The 17,471-nt window shown below is 62.4% G+C and carries 15 protein-coding genes and 3 tRNA genes; 1 reads left to right on the top strand and 17 read right to left on the bottom strand.

Annotated features, from left to right (window positions below):
* Positions 1-5 precede the first annotated feature (5 nt).
* From KCG88_RS24580 to truA, 12 genes are all read right to left on the bottom strand, one after another.
* Positions 6-82: transfer RNA gene (locus KCG88_RS24580), tRNA-Asp, on the bottom strand.
* Between the two features lie 102 nt (positions 83-184).
* Positions 185-261: transfer RNA gene (locus KCG88_RS24585), tRNA-Asp, on the bottom strand.
* Between the two features lie 59 nt (positions 262-320).
* A tRNA-Val gene (locus KCG88_RS24590) sits at positions 321-396 on the bottom strand.
* Positions 397-550: 154 nt separating this feature from the next.
* A complete protein-coding gene (locus KCG88_RS24595) occupies positions 551-1,327 on the bottom strand; it encodes an SDR family oxidoreductase (RefSeq protein WP_041117029.1) in 777 nt (258 codons plus the stop codon).
* On the bottom strand, positions 1,324-2,535 hold the full coding sequence (locus KCG88_RS24600) for an O-succinylhomoserine sulfhydrylase (protein WP_210713326.1): 1,212 nt from the start codon (positions 2,533-2,535) through the stop codon (positions 1,324-1,326). Before KCG88_RS24600 ends, KCG88_RS24595 begins: the two co-directional genes overlap by 4 nt.
* 36 nt (positions 2,536-2,571) lie before the next feature.
* On the bottom strand, positions 2,572-4,077 hold the full coding sequence (gene purF, locus KCG88_RS24605) for an amidophosphoribosyltransferase (protein ID WP_210713327.1): 1,506 nt from the start codon (positions 4,075-4,077) through the stop codon (positions 2,572-2,574).
* A 41-nt stretch (positions 4,078-4,118) separates the two neighbouring features.
* A complete protein-coding gene (locus tag KCG88_RS24610) occupies positions 4,119-4,676 on the bottom strand; it encodes a CvpA family protein (protein ID WP_019094938.1) in 558 nt (185 codons plus the stop codon).
* Positions 4,677-4,774: 98 nt separating this feature from the next.
* A complete protein-coding gene (locus tag KCG88_RS24615; RefSeq protein ID WP_015634906.1) occupies positions 4,775-5,434 on the bottom strand; it encodes an SPOR domain-containing protein in 660 nt (219 codons plus the stop codon).
* Positions 5,418-6,725: a bifunctional tetrahydrofolate synthase/dihydrofolate synthase gene (gene folC, locus KCG88_RS24620; RefSeq protein ID WP_210713328.1), complete on the bottom strand. Its 1,308-nt coding sequence runs from the start codon at positions 6,723-6,725 to the stop codon at positions 5,418-5,420. Before folC ends, KCG88_RS24615 begins: the two co-directional genes overlap by 17 nt.
* On the bottom strand, positions 6,722-7,642 hold the full coding sequence (gene accD / locus KCG88_RS24625) for an acetyl-CoA carboxylase, carboxyltransferase subunit beta (protein WP_019094939.1): 921 nt from the start codon (positions 7,640-7,642) through the stop codon (positions 6,722-6,724). Before accD ends, folC begins: the two co-directional genes overlap by 4 nt.
* Positions 7,643-7,901: 259 nt before the next feature.
* Positions 7,902-8,534, bottom strand: coding sequence for a phosphoribosylanthranilate isomerase (locus KCG88_RS24630; RefSeq protein ID WP_047285067.1), 633 nt, complete (start codon positions 8,532-8,534; stop codon positions 7,902-7,904).
* A 61-nt stretch (positions 8,535-8,595) separates the two neighbouring features.
* On the bottom strand, positions 8,596-9,420 hold the full coding sequence (gene truA / locus KCG88_RS24635; RefSeq protein ID WP_011060382.1) for a tRNA pseudouridine(38-40) synthase TruA: 825 nt from the start codon (positions 9,418-9,420) through the stop codon (positions 8,596-8,598).
* Between the two features lie 228 nt (positions 9,421-9,648).
* Between truA and KCG88_RS24640 the strand changes: the two genes are divergently transcribed.
* Complete coding sequence (locus KCG88_RS24640) at positions 9,649-10,308, top strand: M24 family metallopeptidase (RefSeq protein WP_047336212.1); 660 nt, start codon at positions 9,649-9,651, stop codon at positions 10,306-10,308.
* Between the two features lie 77 nt (positions 10,309-10,385).
* On the opposite strand, the gene KCG88_RS24645 is transcribed toward KCG88_RS24640, so the two are convergent.
* The 5 genes from KCG88_RS24645 to KCG88_RS24665 all read right to left on the bottom strand — a co-directional run bounded on the left by KCG88_RS24645 (position 10,386) and on the right by KCG88_RS24665 (position 17,437).
* On the bottom strand, positions 10,386-12,974 hold the full coding sequence (locus KCG88_RS24645) for a FimV family protein (protein WP_210713329.1): 2,589 nt from the start codon (positions 12,972-12,974) through the stop codon (positions 10,386-10,388).
* A 205-nt stretch (positions 12,975-13,179) separates the two neighbouring features.
* Positions 13,180-14,190 (bottom strand): aspartate-semialdehyde dehydrogenase, encoded by a 1,011-nt coding sequence (locus KCG88_RS24650; protein ID WP_210713330.1) that lies wholly within the window; start codon positions 14,188-14,190, stop codon positions 13,180-13,182.
* A 181-nt stretch (positions 14,191-14,371) separates the two neighbouring features.
* Entirely contained in the window at positions 14,372-15,484 is a 1,113-nt protein-coding gene (asd, locus tag KCG88_RS24655) for an aspartate-semialdehyde dehydrogenase (RefSeq protein WP_015634899.1), read from the bottom strand.
* 54 nt (positions 15,485-15,538) lie between these two features.
* Positions 15,539-16,621, bottom strand: coding sequence for a 3-isopropylmalate dehydrogenase (leuB, locus tag KCG88_RS24660; protein ID WP_011060378.1), 1,083 nt, complete (start codon positions 16,619-16,621; stop codon positions 15,539-15,541).
* 51 nt (positions 16,622-16,672) lie between these two features.
* Positions 16,673-17,437 carry a class I SAM-dependent methyltransferase gene (locus KCG88_RS24665; RefSeq protein ID WP_047285059.1) on the bottom strand — a complete coding sequence of 255 codons (765 nt, stop codon included), beginning with the start codon at positions 17,435-17,437 and terminating at the stop codon, positions 16,673-16,675.
* Positions 17,438-17,471 lie beyond the last annotated feature (34 nt).

Here is a 17,471-nt window from a genome sequence, read left to right on the forward strand (position 1 = left end):
TGATATGGCGCAGCGGACGGGACTCGAACCCGCGACCCCCGGCGTGACAGGCCGGTATTCTAACCGACTGAACTACCGCTGCGTATCGCTTGGACTTGCGTCCATGTGAACCGTTTAAATCAACTGATCGAAGAGCTTCGAGGCTTCTTCAATCTCAAGCCAGGCGAACCTGACTTGGAAAATATGGCGCAGCGGACGGGACTCGAACCCGCGACCCCCGGCGTGACAGGCCGGTATTCTAACCGACTGAACTACCGCTGCGCGTCGGTTGGAGGCTTCCTTGGAAGCTTCCCTCTTTCTTGCGAAAGAGACTCAGGGAATGGTGGGTGATGACGGGATCGAACCGCCGACATTCTGCTTGTAAGGCAGACGCTCTCCCGGCTGAGCTAATCACCCTTTGCTTCGCTGAGGCCGCGAAATTTACGCAGGTAACGAAGCTAAGTCAATAGCAGGCTTGAAGTTTTTTTCAAAAACAGCAACAAGCGGAAACTTCGCACCAGGAGCCAGAGGCACTCCTCTTGAGCTTGCAGCCACAAACTCGCTACGACCCTTATTCCTGATAAATCATTTTCTTGGTCATGCCACCGTCCACCACGAATTCCTGGCCGGTGACAAAGCCCGAATTGCGGGACAACAGCCAGGCCACCATGGAGGCCACATCTTCCACCGTCCCTACCCTGCCTGCCGGATGCTGGGCATGATCGGCATCGGATAACGGCTCTGCGCGACGCACCGCTGGATCCCGGGCATCGATCCAGCCGGGGCTTACCGCATTGACCCGTATCTCCGGCCCCAGGCTGATCGCCAGGGCATGAGTCAAGGCCAACAGCCCCCCCTTGCTCGCCGCGTAGGCTTCGCTGTCAGGCTCCGATTGCCTGGCACGGGTAGAAGCCAGGTTGACGATGGCGCCACCATGGGCGCGCAAATACGGCGCACAGTGCTTGGCCAGCAGCATCGGCCCGCCCAGGTTCACTGCCATGACCCGATTCCAGTAGGCCAGATCCAGGCTTTCCAGGGTGATGTTGTGCGGGTCGGCCACAGCGGCATTGCAGACCAGGGCGTCGAGGCGCCCGAACTGCCCCAGCACCTCGGCCACCCCCTGGGCCACTTGCACTTCATCGGCCACGTCCATGGTGATGAACCAGGCACTTTCACCCAGCACCTTGGCCACCTTGGAGCCACGCTCACGATCGAGGTCGGTCAACACCACCTGCCAGCCTTCGCTGATCAGCCAGGCAGCGATACCCAGGCCGATACCCCGCGCCGCGCCGGTCACCAGCGCGACGCGCCCGTTGCCGCCGCCCTGAGGCGTGGACAACTCGATCACAAGGCTGCCAGGCCGCGAGCCAGGTCGGCTTGCAGGTCGACCACGTCCTCCAGCCCCACCGCGATGCGGATCAGGCTGTCGCGAATGCCTGCCGCTTCACGCTCCTGAGGCGCCAGGCGCCCGTGGGACGTGGTGCTCGGATGGGTGATGGTGGTTTTGCTGTCGCCGAGATTGGCGGTAATGGAGATCAGTCGCGTGGCATCGATAAAGCGCCAGGCGCCCTCTTTGCCGCCCTTGACCTCAAAACTCACCACCGCGCCAAAACCACGCTGCTGACGCTTGGCCAGCTCATGCTGCGGATGGCTGGCAAGGCCTGCGTAGTGCACCTTCTCGACGCCATCCTGCTGCTCCAGCCACTCAGCCAGGGCCAGGGCATTGGCACAATGAGCACGCATCCGCAGGTTGAGGGTTTCCAGGCCCTTGAGGAAGATCCAGGCGTTGAACGGGCTCAGGGTCGGCCCCGCGGTACGCAGGAAACCCACCACTTCTTTCATCTGCTCACTGCGCCCGGCCACCACGCCGCCCATGCAACGACCCTGGCCGTCGATGAACTTGGTCGCCGAATGCACCACCACGTCCGCCCCCAGCTTCAACGGCTGCTGCAAGGCCGGAGTGCAGAAACAGTTATCGACCACCAACATTGCGCCCTTGGCATGGGCCACCTCCGCCAGCGCGGCGATATCCACCAACTCAGCCAGTGGATTGGAGGGCGACTCGACAAACAGCAGCTTGGTATTGCTCTTGATCGCCGCGTTCCAGCCGGACAGGTCCGCCAGAGGCACGTAATCGACTTCAACACCAAAGCGCTTGAAGTACTTCTCGAACAGACTGATGGTCGAGCCGAACACACTGCGCGACACCAGCACATGATCACCAGCGCTGCACAGGCTCATGACCACCGAAAGAATGGCCGCCATGCCAGTGGCGGTCGCCACAGCCTGCTCAGCCCCTTCCAGCGCCGCGATGCGCTCTTCGAAGGAACGCACCGTGGGGTTGGTGTAGCGCGAATAGACGTTGCCCGGCACTTCGCCAGCAAACCGCGCCGCCGCATCGGCGGCCGTACGGAACACATAGCTGGAGGTGAAGAACATCGGGTCACCGTGCTCGCCTTCCGGCGAGCGGTGTTGGCCGGCGCGCACCGCCAGGGTATCGAACGCTACGCCTTCAAGGTCGCTGTCCAGCCGACCGGCATCCCAATCCTGACTCATGCCGCCTACTCCTAATGTCTTCTTAAAATGCTCGGATCAGTTGTTGTACAGATCGATGATGGCGCTGACCGCCTGGGTCTTGGCCTTGGACGCATCGTTACGAGCGTTCTCGATCTTGTTCAGGTAGGTCTCGTCGACGTCACCGGTAACGTACTTGCCGTCGAACACCGCGCAGTCGAAGCTCTCGATCTTGATCTTGCCACCACCGACCGCCTCGATCAGGTCCGGCAAGTCCTGGTAGATCAGCCAGTCGGCACCGATCAGGTCTGCCACATCCTGGGTCGAACGATTGTGGGCGATCAGCTCGTGAGCGCTCGGCATGTCGATGCCATACACGTTCGGGTAACGCACGGCCGGCGCAGCCGAGCAGAAGTAGACGTTCTTCGCGCCCGCTTCACGGGCCATCTGGATAATCTGCTTGCAGGTGGTGCCACGGACGATGGAGTCGTCCACCAGCATCACGTTCTTGCCGCGGAATTCCAGTTCGATCGCATTGAGCTTCTGGCGTACGGATTTCTTCCGCGCCGCCTGGCCCGGCATGATGAAGGTACGGCCGATGTAGCGGTTCTTGACAAAACCTTCGCGGAACTTGACCCCCAGATGGTTCGCCAGCTCCAGCGCCGCAGTGCGGCTGGTATCCGGAATCGGGATCACCACGTCGATATCGTGCTCAGGACGCTCGCGCAGGATCTTCTCGGCCAGTTTCTCACCCATGCGCAGGCGCGCCTTGTACACCGAGACGCCATCAATGATCGAATCCGGGCGGGCCAGATATACGTGCTCGAAGATGCATGGAGTGAGTTGCGGGTTGGTGGCGCACTGACGGGTGTAGAGCTTGCCCTCTTCAGTGATGTAGACCGCTTCGCCCGGAGCCAGGTCGCGAATCAGGGTGAAACCCAGCACATCCAGGGAAACGCTTTCCGAGGCGATCATGTATTCCACGCCTTCGTCGGTATGACGCTGGCCGAAGACGATCGGACGGATACCGTGGGGGTCACGGAAACCGACAATGCCGTAGCCGGTGATCATGGCCACCACTGCATAGCCACCCACGCAACGGTTGTGCACGTCGGTGACGGCGGCAAACACGTCTTCCTCGGTAGGCTGCAACTTGCCGCGCTGGGCCAGCTCGTGGGCGAACACGTTGAGCAGCACTTCAGAGTCGGAGTTGGTGTTGACGTGGCGCAGGTCGGACTCGTAGATCTCCTTGGCCAACTGCTCCACATTGGTCAGGTTGCCGTTGTGCGCCAGGGTGATGCCGTAAGGCGAGTTGACGTAGAACGGCTGAGCCTCGGCCGAGGTCGAGCTGCCCGCGGTTGGATAGCGGACATGGCCAATGCCCATGTGGCCTACCAGGCGCTGCATGTGCCGCTGCTGGAACACATCACGCACCAGGCCGTTGTCCTTGCGCAGGAATAACCGGCCATCATGGCTGGTCACGATACCGGCAGCGTCCTGGCCGCGGTGCTGGAGGACGGTTAGCGCGTCATACAGCGCCTGATTGACGTTCGACTTACCGACGATACCGACGATGCCACACATGCGACGCAACCCCTACTTAATGAAACTGAACTGAACCCATCTTACTGAGGCGTTTTGGCCGGTAAGAGGTGCTCCTTGAACGGTATTTCAGCGGGTACGCTGATACCGCTGGCCAGCCACTGACTGCTCCACCCCAATATGAGGTTCTTGGACCAGTCTGCAACCAATAGAAATTGTGGCACCAGTCGCGACTGTTGCCACCAGGAATCCTGCTGTACCGGCCCCAGGCTCAGGAGCCCGATCGCCACGACCACCAGCAGCGCGCCACGCGCAGCGCCGAAGGCCATGCCGAGGAATCGATCGGTCCCGGAGAGGCCGGTGACGCGAATCAACTCGCCGATGAGATAGTTGACCATTGCCCCCACCAGCAAGGTGGCGACAAACATGATTGCGCAGCCCGCGATCACGCGAGCCGAGGGAGTTTCGATATAACCGCCGAGGTACTCGGACAGTGAGCCACCAAACATCCAGGCAACGACCCCTGCGATGATCCAGGTAAGCAACGACAAGGCTTCTTTGACGAAACCGCGGCTCAAGCTGATCAAAGCGGAGATGGCGATTATTGCAACGATCGCCCAGTCAACCCAGGTAAATGGCACAGTGCAGCCTACAGACGGATAAGGCGGCGCATTTTAACAGAGCGCTTGGCTGTCGGTAAGCTGCGATTCACTGTGCTTTTAAAATCAAGCGGATAGCCTTAGCCACGCTCTGGCTGGAAGCGCACCACGAAACCCTTGAGATTATGCTGACGCCCCAGCAGGTCACGCAGGCGATCAGCTTCAGCACGCTCGATCAGCGGCCCGACAAATACCCGGTTCTTGCCTTCGGCGGAACGGATATAGGCGTTATAACCCTGGCTGCGCAGGGTCTTCTGCAGGTTTTCCGCGCTTTCACGGCTCGACAGACTGGCCAGTTGCACCGACCAACTGACGGACAAGCCATTGGCATCGACCCGGCTCTGGCTGGTATCAGGCTTGGCACTGGCCACGGGCTGCGGCGGAACCGGAGCCGGTGTCGGCGCAGGCTTGGCCACAGGCGCAGGCTTGCTGGCCACGGTCGGAGCAGGAGCCACCACCGGGGCCGGTGCGATCGGGGTCGACGGCGCTTGTTGCACCACAGGCTCGTGCTCGTCGGCTGGCACAGAGCCCTCGGGCAGTACCTGAGGCTCAGGCACAACTACCGGCTCGACCTGGACCTGCGGCATGGCCGCGGCTTGCGGCGCCGACGGCACATCCACCGTCACATGACGCTGCTCATCCTCGCGCGAGAACAGCATTGGCAGAAAGATCACCGCCAAGGCCACCAACACCAGTGCTCCGACCATTCGCTGCTTGTAGACGTTATCCAGCATTGCCATGTGCAGCTTCCTCCGTGGAGCGCCGGGCGAGCCACTCAAGCGCCTCGGCAACACAATAAAAAGAACCGAACAGCAGAATTTCGTCATCTGCAGTGGCTTGCGCGCATTGCGCTTCCAGCGCGGCAGCCACACTGGAATAGGACGCTACCGGAGCACCAAGGTTCTCCAGAGCCTGCTGCAGATCCTCCACCGGGCGCGCCCGCGGCGTATCCAGAGGCGCTACCGCCCAGTGCCGGACCGCCCCTTTCAGGCAGCCAATCACGCCCTCCAGATCCTTGTCCGCCAGCAGCCCGAACACCGCCAGACGCTTGCCCGGCACAGGCCGGCGCGCCAGGCGCTCAGCCAGGTACTGGGCGGCATGGGGGTTGTGACCGACGTCCAGCAGCAGGTTCAGGCGCTTGCCCTGCCAGTTGACCTGCCGGCGATCCAGGCGCCCGGTAACCCGGGTCTGGCGCAAGGCTGCGCCGATCCGCTCCGGCTGCCATGGCAAACCAGTGAGCAGATAGGCCTGCAACGCCAGAGCGGCATTTTCCATAGGCAGATCCAGCAATGGCAGGTCTTGCAGCTCGACCGGCTTGCCCTGGGCATCCAGGCCGCGCCACTGCCAATGCTGGTCGGTGACCCCGAGATCAAAGTCCCGCCCCCGCAGGAAAAACGGGCAGCCCAGCTCCCGCGCCTTGTCCAGCAAGGGTTGCGGCGGGTCCAGGTCGCCACATAACGCCGGCGCGCCAGGGCGAAAGATCCCAGCCTTCTCGAAGGCCACGGATTCGCGGGAATCACCCAGGTATTCGATGTGATCGACACCAATACTGGTCACCAGCGCCAGGTCGGCATCCACCAGATTGACCGTGTCCAGGCGGCCACCCAATCCCACCTCCAGGACCACGGCATCCAGCGCTGCCCGCTGAAACAGCCAGAACGCTGCCAGGGTGCCCATCTCGAAGTAAGTCAGGGTAACTTCGCCGCGCCCCGCCTCTACCGCAGCAAAGGCTTCGCACAACTGCTCGTCAGTGGCCTCGACGCCATTGATCTGCACCCGCTCGTTATAGCGCAGCAGGTGCGGCGAACTGTAGACCCCCACCTGCAAGCCCTGGGCCCGCAGCAGGGAAGCGACAAAGGCGCAGGTAGAGCCCTTGCCATTGGTACCGGTTACCGTGACCACCCGGGGCGCCGGCTTACCCAGCCCCATCTGGGACGCTACCTGCTGCGAGCGCGCCAGCCCCATGTCAATGGCCGAGGGATGCAACTGCTCGAGGTAGGCGAGCCATTCGCCCAGGGTACGTTGGGTCATAGGTTTGCTGGAGCCGGCGGCACCACGATCGGCTCGACCGGAGCCGCGACGAACTCCGGCGTCGGCAGGCCCATCAGTTGGGCCAGCAGGTTGCCCAGGCGCGGACGCAGCTCCTGACGGGAGATGATCATGTCGATCGCACCATGTTCCAGCAGGAACTCACTGCGCTGGAAACCTTCAGGCAGTTTTTCCCGCACGGTCTGCTCGATCACTCGAGGACCGGCGAAGCCCACCAGGGCTTTTGGCTCGGCGACAATCACGTCGCCCAGCATCGCCAGGCTGGCAGAAACACCACCGTAGACCGGGTCGGTCAACACGGAGATGAACGGGATGCCTTCTTCACGCAGGCGCGCCAGTACCGCGGAGGTCTTGGCCATCTGCATCAGAGAGATCAGGGCTTCCTGCATCCGCGCACCACCGGAAGCGGAGAAGCAGATCATCGGGCAGCGATTTTCCAGGGCGTAGTTGGCGGCGCGCACGAAACGCTCGCCGACGATGGCACCCATGGACCCCCCCATGAAGGAAAATTCGAAAGCCGAGACCACCACTGGCATGCCCAGCAGGGTGCCACTCATGGAGATCAGCGCATCTTTCTCACCGGTCTGCTTCTGCGCAGCGGTCAGACGGTCCTTGTATTTCTTGCCGTCGCGGAACTTCAGACGGTCCACTGGCTCCAGGTCAGCGCCCAGTTCGGCACGGCCTTCGGCGTCGAGGAAGATATCGATACGGGCACGCGCACCGATGCGCATGTGGTGGTTGCACTTGGGGCAAACATCCAGGGTCTTTTCCAGCTCCGGACGATAGAGCACCGCCTCGCAGGATGGGCACTTGTGCCAAAGACCTTCAGGCACCGAGCTTTTCTTCACCTCGGAACGCATGATCGAAGGGATCAGTTTGTCTACTAACCAGTTGCTCATGCTTTCTTTCTCCAGTACCGGCGGCTCGAACGCTCTGGTTCGCAGCCCCGCGTATGCCCTTGAGCTAAATTCATGTGTGCGGCGATGATCAGTTCGCTGCCGCGGTCAGCGCCGGGCTCGACCTGCCTGCAACGAACCTTTCCTCAGCCATCCCGACAACCCGCTCCAGAGCGGTTGCCACTCGATTCCGACCCCGCCTGAAGGCGACGCCTGCCTGTTTTGTACAGTGGTGTTATGGACGGCGGCAGACTGGCAGCCGTCACATCGACTCGTTGCTGCGACGCACTGCCTGCATAAATGCCTGAATCTTTGCCGGGTCCTTGATGCCCTTGCCCTGCTCCACCCCGCCGCTGACATCCACCGCATAGGGGCGCACCCGGGCGATGGCTGCCGCCACGTTATCTGGCGTGAGGCCACCGGCGAGAATGATCGGCTTGCTCAGCCCCTGAGGAACCAGGGACCAGTCGAACGCCTCGCCGGTTCCACCCGGCACGCCTTCGACATAGGTATCCAGCAGAATCCCGCTGGCCCGCGGATAGGCCAGGCAGGCCGCCGCGATGTCATCCCCGGCCTTGACCCGCAACGCCTTGATGTAGGGCCGGTGATAGCCCTCGCAATCAGCCGCCGACTCATCGCCATGGAACTGCAGCAAGTCCAGCGGTACGGCGTCGAGGATCTCCCCCAGCTCGCAACGACTGGCATTGACGAAGAGGCCGACGGTGGTCACGAACGGCGGCAAGGCGGCGATGATTGCCCGCGCCTGCTGCACATTCACCGCCCGCGGGCTCTTGGCATAGAACACCAGGCCGATGGCATCGGCCCCCGCCGCCACTGCTGCCAGCGCATCTTCTATGCGGGTAATCCCGCAGATCTTGCTGCGAACAGCTGGCATGTCATGAACCTCGGGGGCAAATCCGGAAAGTCCCGGATGGTAGCAAATGCTTTTCCGGGCGTCAGCCGTCAAGTTCCGAGAATCCGCTGAGGAAATGCGGCCCGATGTATCGCTCGGGCAACTGGAACTCGTCCTTGTATTCGACCTGTACCAGGTACAGGCCAAAAGGATGGGCGGTGACGCCGCCGGTACGCCGGATCCGGCTTTCCAGCACTTCTCGCGCCCACTCCACCGGCCGCTCGCCGGCACCGATGGTCATCAGCACCCCGGCGATGTTGCGCACCATGTGATGCAGGAAGGCGCTGGCACGAATATCCAGCACGATCATCTTGCCGTGCCTAGTGACCCGAAGGTGATGGATCTCCTTGATCGGCGACTTGGCCTGGCACTGCCCGGCCCGGAACGCGCTGAAATCATGGGTGCCCACCAGGAACGCGGCAGCCTGGGCCATGCGCTCGATATCCAGCGGCCGGTGGTTCCAGGTAATTTCTTCGTTGAGATGGGCCGGACGGATCTGGTCGTTGTAGATCACATAACGGTAACGCCGGGCGATCGCCTTGAACCGTGCGTGAAAATGCGCGGGCATCTCCTTGGCCCAGCTGACGCTGATGTCGTGGGGCAAATTGATATTGGCCCCCATCACCCAGGCCTTCATCGAACGCACGGCCTGAGTATCGAAATGCACCACCTGCCCGCAGGCATGCACCCCGGCATCGGTGCGTCCGGCACAGGACACCACTACCGGAGAATCCGCGACCCGGGACAGGGCCTTCTCCAGGGTTTCCTGGACACTGGGCACACCGGAGGCCTGACGCTGCCAGCCGCGGTAGCGCGAGCCCTTGTATTCCACACCCAGAGCGATTCGGGAAAAGCCTTCGGCTGCCATTTCGGCGGCCGGGTTATCTATATTTGCCAAGAACTTACAGCCTGCTGATATGCGCAAAGGCGCTCATTATAGGGCCGCAGACAACAGACGCCACGGGCTGTCGGGCTTTGTTTGCAGATTGATCAGCCATACAGTCGCCCACAAGGCGATTGCATACGCCCCCGGGCAAACGCTATATAGTTTTTTATATATCGAAAACAACAAAGCCCCCTGATCGAGAGCCGATGAATGATCGCAACCAGCAAAGAAGCCGTAGGCCTGGCCTACAGCCTGGAGGGCATGCTCCATGCCAAGCGCATGACCTGGGAGGCCATCGGGCAGATCGCCCGACAGGTCAAGCCGGGCATGCAGGAATCCGCCGCCAGGGAAATGGGCCTGGAAGTCCTGCGAGAGATGGGTATGGAGCGAATCTGGCATCCGCTGCTGATCCGCTTTGGCGCCAATACCCTGAAAACCTTCAAGCAACGCTCCGATGGCGATCCGCTACTCCAGGAAAACGATCTGTTCTTCATCGACCTGGGCGTGGTCTGGGATCGCCATGAAGGTGATTGCGGGGCGACGTTCGTGGTCGGCGACGACGCTGAAATGCATGCCTGTGCCGCCGCGGCGAAAAGCCTGTTCGACCAGGTCCACGACCACTGGCAGAGCCACCAGGTGGCTGGCCCTGAGCTCTATCGCCATGCACAGGAACGGGCCCAAGCCATGGGCTGGGTGCTCAATCTGGACATCAAGGGCCATCGGGTCAGCGACTTTCCCCACGCCATCTACCGCGCCGGGGACCTGGGAGATTTCGCCGCCTGCCCGCAAGTGGGCCTGTGGATCCTGGAAATCCAGATCGCCCACCCTACCCGGCCCTTCGGTGCCTTTTACGAAGACCTGCTGGCCTGAGCCTCACCGCCACCGCAGCGCCACCAACAAAAACGGCAGCCTCATCGGCTGCCGTTCTGGTCAAGCATCAGGTTGCTTCAGGCCAGTCGCCCCAACATCTCCTGGGCTTCGCTCTTCTGACCTTCGTTACCTTCGCTCAGCACCTCACCGAGGATGTCCCGCGCACCGTCGTTATCCCCCATATCGATATAGGCCTGGGCCAGATCGAGCTTGGTGGCCACCTCATCGCTGCCGGAGAGGAAGTCGAAGTCCGTCTCATCAGGCGCTGCAGCGGCATCCTCGGCAGTGAAGCTGGGGATCGCCGGCTCCGGCTGATCAAGGCTCTGGCTCAGACGATCCAGTTCGGCGTTCACATCATCCAGCTCGGAAGTGAAAGCGTCCTTGGAGTCCGCGCCAGCATCCAGCTCATCGGCCAGGGACAGATCGAAGTCCGCCGACAGGTCCAGGTCGTCCAGGGCCGGGTCGGTAACGGTAGGCACGTCGCCTGCCGGCAGGTCCTTGAGGTCGTCGTCCAGGCTCAGCAGGAAATCTTCATCGCTCGGCTTCGCCGCCGGTAGATCAGCCCCCAGGTCCAGATCGAAATCACCCAGGTCGTCCAGGTTTTCCTCAGGAGCAAGCTGCTGCTCGAGCACCGAGCCAAAGCTCAGGTCGTCATCCAGCGGGAAGTCTTCCAGCTCGGTGTCGGGTTCAGGGGTGAGCACTGCCGGCGAAGCCGCCTCCAGGTCATCCAGGCTCAGGTCAAAATCCGCGTCCAGGCCTTCTACCGGAGCAGCCGGTTCAGGCGCTGGCGGTTCGTCCTGCAGCAGTTCCTTGACGTACTCGGCATCCAGTTCGGCTGCCACGGCCGCAGTGGCCAGGCCAGCTGCCGCCGCTACCGCGACCATTGCCGGGAAGCGACTTTTCAGTTGCTCGACCTGAGCGTGGTTATCGCCATTGGCCACCAACTGCCGTTCCTGGGCGACAAAGGCGCTGCGGTCACCCTGATGCGCGTAGACCTCCATCAGCTTTAGGCGCAGATCACTGCGTTGCGGCTCCAACTTGACCGCTTCTTCGAGAATCGCCGCGGCCTGGTTCAGGCGGCCGGCATCGATGTGATTCTGAGCCTGGCCCAGCACATCGGTGGCGCGTTCGACCGGGGCTACCGGAGCGGGCGCCACCACCGGAGCTGGAGCTGGAGCTGGAGCTGGAGCTGGAGCTGGAGCGAGATTGACGCTTGGGGCTGGAACCTCAAGGCCTTCGAAGCTGCTTTCCGGCAGGTCCATTTCCTCGGCGAAATCGCTTTCCTCCGACAGCGCCCGCGCCATGCGCAAGTGCTTCTCCGCTTCCTGCTGAGCCTTGCGGCGACGAGCCAGCAACAGCAACAGCAGCAACAAGGCCAATACCGCACCGCCACCCACCAGCCCGAGAAGGATCGGGTTGGTCAGCAGATCGGAGTATTTATCCTCGTCGCTCTTGGCGGGAACGGCATCCGCAGCAGGCTTGGCAGCCGGCTCGCTGGCCGGGGCCGCTGGCGCCACCACTGGGGCCGGCGCTTCGGGCTTGGCCACCAACTCAGCTGGCATGGCCGGAGCTGGCTGGGCATTAGGTACCGCAGTACCTGCGCCCTCGGCCTGCATCTTGGCCAACTGGTTGTTCTTCAATTCGATCAGGCGCTGCAGCTTGTCCAACTGGCTTTGCAGGTCCGCCATGCGCTCCTTGAGCTCGGCATTGTCACGACGGGTTGCGTCGAGGCTTTCCTGAGTCACCGCCAGCTTGTTGTTCAGCGCCTTGGCATCACCGGCTGCGCCCTTGCCCCGGGTCTTGCCGTTTTCAGCGGACACCAGGCTCAGGTTGTCCTTGGTATTGACCTGCTTGGGCGCCTTGTCGGCACCGGCGCGACGAGTCGCATCCACCTGCTGCTGGCCACGGGCACCGGCACGGCGGCCCTGGCGCCAGGCAGCATTCTGCGCCGCCACTTCAGCAATTGCCTTGGGCTGCGGCAGCGCGGTGCTCTGCACCACATCGGGCAGGCGCAGCACCTTGCCGGTCTTCAGCCGATTGATGTTGCCATCGATAAAGGCATCCGGGTTCAGCGCCTGGATCGCCAGCATGGTCTGCTGGATCGAGGCACCGTTGCGGTTCTTGGCGGCGATTTCCCACAAAGTGTCACGGGCCGAGGTGGTGTACTGCTCCGGCTTGCCGGACTTGTTGGCACGGGTAACCGGGGCACTCACCGCCGGGGCGCCTACTGGCGCGCTCTGCGCGGCAGCGGCAGCCTGCGGGGAGAATTTCGAAGGGTCCAGCAGCACACTGTAGTCGCGCAGCAGGCGGCCGTTGGGCCACATCACCTGCACCAGGAACTTGACCATCGGCTCCGACAGCGGCTGGCTCGAGGTCACCCGCAGCACACTCTTGCCGCCGGGATTGAGAATCGGGGTGAAATGGAGGTCGTTGAGAAAGGCCTGGCGATCGACGCCGGCCTTGGCGAACTCTTCTGCCGGCGCAAGGCTGGGCACTACCTCGGCGGCAGTGAGGTCCTTGACATCGAGCAATTCGATTTCTGCTACCAGAGGCTGGTTCAGACTCGACTTCAGGGTCAGCTCCCCAAGCCCAAGCGCCTGCGCCATACCGGAGGACAGCGCCGAGGCGGCCGCTATTGCTAACACCAGTTTGCGAACTTGAACCATAGCCTCATCCTTTGTTTGAACATTCCTCGGCCAGCGAGAAGGTTTTGTAGCGGCTGCCAACAGGCATTGCGCGGGACCATCAACGACCACGACGCGCGATTATTTCTTGCATGCCCCGGGAGCACCTGACGGCCACTCACCTCCAGCAACTTGCCAAGCATAGCGCCCGGCTAGATTCATTCTGCAAATTGTTGCCAAGTATCTTTTACAGCAGGTCTTTTATCAACAATTCAGCCAGCTGCACAGCGTTCAAGGCCGCACCTTTGCGCACGTTATCCGAGGTCAGCCACAGATTCAGTTCCGTCGGGTCGTCGACCCCGGAACGAACCCGCCCCACATAGACAACATCCTGGCCCACGGCGTCACCCACGGCAGTCGGATAGTCGCCCGCCTCCACCAGTTCCAGGCCCGGCGCCGCTTCCAGTGCCGCATTGACTGCCGCCAGGTCAACGGCGCTGCCTGACTGCAGAGTCACGCTATAGCTATCGCCAAAAAATACCGGCGCTTGAATGCAAGTGACAGAAATCTTTAATAAAGGCTGCCCCAGCACCTCGCGCAGCTCCCGGACCAGGCGCTTTTCCAGCAGGGTATGGCCCTGGGCGTCTGGAGTGCCGACCTGGGCCAGCAGGTTGAAGGCCACTTGCCGATCGAAAAAGCGGGGCTCCATGGGGCGCACATTCAACAGTTCGGCCGTCTGCCGGGCCAGTTCGCTGACGGCCTCGCGACCCTGGCTGGAGATCGCCAGGCTGGCGGTCAGGTTGACCCGCTGAATGTCCAGCAAGCCTTGCAACGGCGCCAGCGCCACGGCCAGGGCGGTGGCCGAAGCGCTCGGGCTGCTCAATTGCAATGGTTTTTTCAAGCCGGCCAGCACCTGGCCATTGGCTTCGGGAACGACATTGGGCGCCTGGGCCGAAGGCAAGGCGCCGGAAAGATCGATCACCGCGCAGTTGGCCGCCGTGGCACGCGGGGCAAAACTCAGGGTCACCGCCGGGCCGGCCGCGAAGAACGCCAGCTGGACCTTGCTGAAATCGAACTCGTCGACTTCACGCACCCGCAGGTTCTTGCCGCGAAAAGGCACCGAATGACCGGCCGACTCGCTGCTGGCCAGCAGGTGCAGGTTGGCAACGGGGAAGTCACGTTCTTCCAGAATCTGCACCAGGGTTTCGCCGACAGTACCGGTGGCACCGATCACGGCAATATCAAGGGAAGGAGTCATGGTGCTACCTCAGGCGAAACGGGGGGAGCGGCACTTTACCCGGCACGGGGTGGCGAGGCAATTCGTGGGAGGGAGCTATGGCTGGAACGAAGCACTCTTGGCGGGCAAGCCCGCTCCTGCGGCAGGTATGAAAAAGCCCGCGCCTTGTGCAAGGGGCGGGCTGTTTCAAGCGCTCAGAGCATCAACGCTCCAGCAGGATCCGCAGCATGCGGCGCAGCGGCTCGGCCGCCCCCCACAGTAGCTGGTCGCCGACAGTGAAGGCGCCCAAGAACTGCGACCCCATGTTCAGCTTGCGCAGGCGGCCCACCGGAATGTTCAGGGTGCCGGTGACCTTGGTCGGACTCAGCTCCTGCATGCTGATATCACGCTGGTTCGGCACCAGCTTGACCCAAGGGTTGTGCTGACTGATCAGCCCTTCGATATCGGCGATCGGCACGTCCTTGTTGAGCTTGATGGTCAGCGCCTGGCTGTGGCAGCGCATGGCGCCGATGCGCACGCAGATGCCGTCCACCGGGATCGGGCTCTTGAAGCGACCGAGGATCTTGTTGGTCTCGGCCTGGGCCTTCCACTCTTCGCGGCTCTGGCCGTTGGGCAGCTCCTTGTCGATCCATGGAATCAGGCTACCGGCCAGCGGCACGCCGAAGTTCTCGGTCGGGTAGGCATCGCTGCGCATGGCCTCGGCCACCTTGCGATCGATGTCGAGGATGGCACTGGCCGGGTTGGCCAGTTCATCAGCGACGGCAGCGTGGGTGGCGCCCATCTGCTTGATCAGCTCGCGCATGTTCTGCGCGCCGGCGCCGGAGGCCGCCTGATAGGTCATGGCGCTCATCCACTCCACCAGGCCGGCTTCGAACAGGCCGCCCAGGCCCATCAGCATCAGGCTGACGGTGCAGTTGCCGCCGATGTAGTTCTTGGTGCCCGCATCCAGCTGCTGGTCGATGACCTTGCGGTTCACCGGATCGAGGATGATCACCGCGTCATCTTCCATGCGCAGGCTGGATGCGGCATCGATCCAGTAGCCCTGCCAGCCCGCTTCGCGCAGCTTGGGGAAGACTTCGCTGGTGTAGTCGCCACCCTGGCAGGTCAGAATCACGTCGAGGGTTTTCAACTCTTCAATGCTGTAGGCGTCCTTCAGCGGAGCAATATCCTTGCCCACCGACGGCCCCTGGCCACCGACATTGGAAGTGGTGAAAAACACCGGTTCAATAAGATCGAAGTCCTGCTCTTCCAGCATCCGCTGCATGAGCACGGAACCGACCATACCGCGCCAACCGATCAGACCTACACGTTTCATCGCAACTACACCTATACAAAAGTGGGCCACTGTCTGTGCAGTGGGCCCGAAAGATTACAGATTCCGCAGCGCGGCGACTACTGCATCGCCCATTTCCTGCGTACCGACTTTGGTGCAACCGGCCGACCAGATGTCACCAGTGCGCAAACCCTGGTCCAGGACCCGGCTCACAGCCTGCTCGATGGCGTCCGCGGCCTCGGTCAGGTTGAAGCTGTAGCGCAGCATCATCGACACCGAGAGGATGGTCGCCAGCGGGTTGGCAATGCCCTGCCCGGCGATGTCCGGCGCCGAACCGTGGCATGGCTCGTACATGCCCTTGTTGTTGGCGTCCAGGGACGCCGACGGCAGCATGCCGATGGACCCGGTGAGCATCGAGGCTTCGTCGGAAAGAATATCGCCGAACATGTTGTCGGTGACGATCACGTCGAACTGCTTCGGCGCACGCACCAGTTGCATGGCGGCGTTGTCCACGTACATGTGGCTCAACTCGACATCCGGGTAGTCCTTGGCCACTTGCTCGACCACTTCACGCCACAGTTGGCTGGACGCCAGGACGTTGGCCTTGTCCACCGAGCACAGCTTCTTGCCGCGCACGCGGGCCATGTCGAAGCCGACCCGGGCAATACGGCGGATTTCACTCTCGCTGTACGGCAGGGTGTCGTAGGACTGGCGTTCGCCGTTTTCCAGTTCGCGGGTGCCCCGTGGCGCGCCGAAGTAGATGCCGCCGGTCAGCTCGCGAACGATGAGGATATCCAGGCCGGAGACGATTTCCGGTTTCAGGCTCGAAGCATCGGCAAGTTGCGGGTAGAGGATCGCCGGACGCAGGTTGCCGAACAGGCCCAGTTGCGCACGAATCTTCAGCAGGCCGCGCTCAGGGCGGATGTCACGCTCGATCTTGTCCCACTTCGGGCCGCCCACGGCGCCCAGCAGCACCGCATCGGCGGCCCGGGCACGGTCCAGGGTCTCATCGGCCAGAGGCACACCGTGCTTGTCGATGGCAGCGCCACCGATCACGTCGTGGCTCAGCTCGAAGCCCAGGCTGTACTTGTCGTTGGCCAATTCCAGGACCTTGACCGCCTCGGCCATGATTTCCGGGCCAATACCGTCACCGGGGAGAATCAGAATCTGCTTGCTCATGCGTTCCTCGTTTGCTCTGTCGGCACGCCCGCAGGCGCACCCGGAAAAAGTCTATCGCTCGGCCCACAGCACCAGTACATCTGTACTGAACGAACCATCGGCGGCAATCTCAAAATATTCGCGCACTTCGTTACCCATTGCCTGCTGCAACTGGCGGATCGCCACCCGCAACGGCTCGGGAGTGCGCATGCGCTCGACCCAGGAGCTGTACTCCAGGCGCAGGCGCTGACGGCTGGTGCTGCGGGTGTGCAGGCCGGCCTCGCTGACCTGGCGCAGCCATTCACCCGCCGAATAATCGCGCACATGGCTGGTATCGCGCAGCACTTCGACGCTTTGCAGGTAAGTGTCCAGCAGCGGGCTGCCCGGCGACAAGACATCGATGAACGCCGCCACGCCGCCCGGCTTCAGGACCCGGCGCACTTCCCGCAGGGCCAGGCCCAGGTCGCTCCAATGGTGAGCCGAGTAACGGCTGAAGACGAAGTCGAACTCGCCATCGGCGAACGGCAGGCGCTCGGCGGCGCCCAGTACGGTGCGGATGTTACCCAGCCCGCGCTCCTGCGCCGCCCCTGCCACCACATCCAGCATCTGCTGGGAGAGGTCGTAGGCCACCACTTCCTTGACCTGCGGCGCGACATGGAAGCTGACGTGACCGGCACCGCAGCCCAGGTCCAGGAGCCGGGCTGAGCTCTTGCCCGCCACCTCAGCCTGCAGCAGGGCAAATTCGGCACCCTGAGCGTGCACGGCGCTGCTCAGGTAGGCCGAAGCCTGCTCGCCAAATTGCTTCTGCACTACCTGGCTGTGGGCGTTGCTGGTCATGGGGCGATCCTTTTGGGCAAGGGAAACAGGGTTC

It is taken from the genome of Pseudomonas sp. MWU349, from assembly GCF_017947325.1.
GTDB classification, from domain to species: Bacteria; Pseudomonadota; Gammaproteobacteria; order Pseudomonadales; family Pseudomonadaceae; genus Aquipseudomonas; species Aquipseudomonas protegens.

Coding starts and splice junctions, on each gene's coding strand:
- KCG88_RS24600 (WP_210713326.1), bottom strand. CDS start 2,535: ATGAGTCAGGATTGGGATGCCGGTCGGCTGGACAGCGACCTTGAAGGC.
- purF (WP_210713327.1), bottom strand. CDS start 4,077: ATGTGTGGCATCGTCGGTATCGTCGGTAAGTCGAACGTCAATCAGGCG.
- KCG88_RS24615 (WP_015634906.1), bottom strand. CDS start 5,434: ATGGCAATGCTGGATAACGTCTACAAGCAGCGAATGGTCGGAGCACTG.
- folC (WP_210713328.1), bottom strand. CDS start 6,725: ATGACCCAACGTACCCTGGGCGAATGGCTCGCCTACCTCGAGCAGTTG.
- accD (WP_019094939.1), bottom strand. CDS start 7,642: ATGAGCAACTGGTTAGTAGACAAACTGATCCCTTCGATCATGCGTTCC.
- KCG88_RS24630 (WP_047285067.1), bottom strand. CDS start 8,534: ATGCCAGCTGTTCGCAGCAAGATCTGCGGGATTACCCGCATAGAAGAT.
- truA (WP_011060382.1), bottom strand. CDS start 9,420: ATGGCAGCCGAAGGCTTTTCCCGAATCGCTCTGGGTGTGGAATACAAG.
- KCG88_RS24640 (WP_047336212.1), top strand. CDS start 9,649: ATGATCGCAACCAGCAAAGAAGCCGTAGGCCTGGCCTACAGCCTGGAG.
- KCG88_RS24645 (WP_210713329.1), bottom strand. CDS start 12,974: ATGGTTCAAGTTCGCAAACTGGTGTTAGCAATAGCGGCCGCCTCGGCG.
- KCG88_RS24650 (WP_210713330.1), bottom strand. CDS start 14,190: ATGACTCCTTCCCTTGATATTGCCGTGATCGGTGCCACCGGTACTGTC.
- asd (WP_015634899.1), bottom strand. CDS start 15,484: ATGAAACGTGTAGGTCTGATCGGTTGGCGCGGTATGGTCGGTTCCGTG.
- leuB (WP_011060378.1), bottom strand. CDS start 16,621: ATGAGCAAGCAGATTCTGATTCTCCCCGGTGACGGTATTGGCCCGGAA.
- KCG88_RS24665 (WP_047285059.1), bottom strand. CDS start 17,437: ATGACCAGCAACGCCCACAGCCAGGTAGTGCAGAAGCAATTTGGCGAG.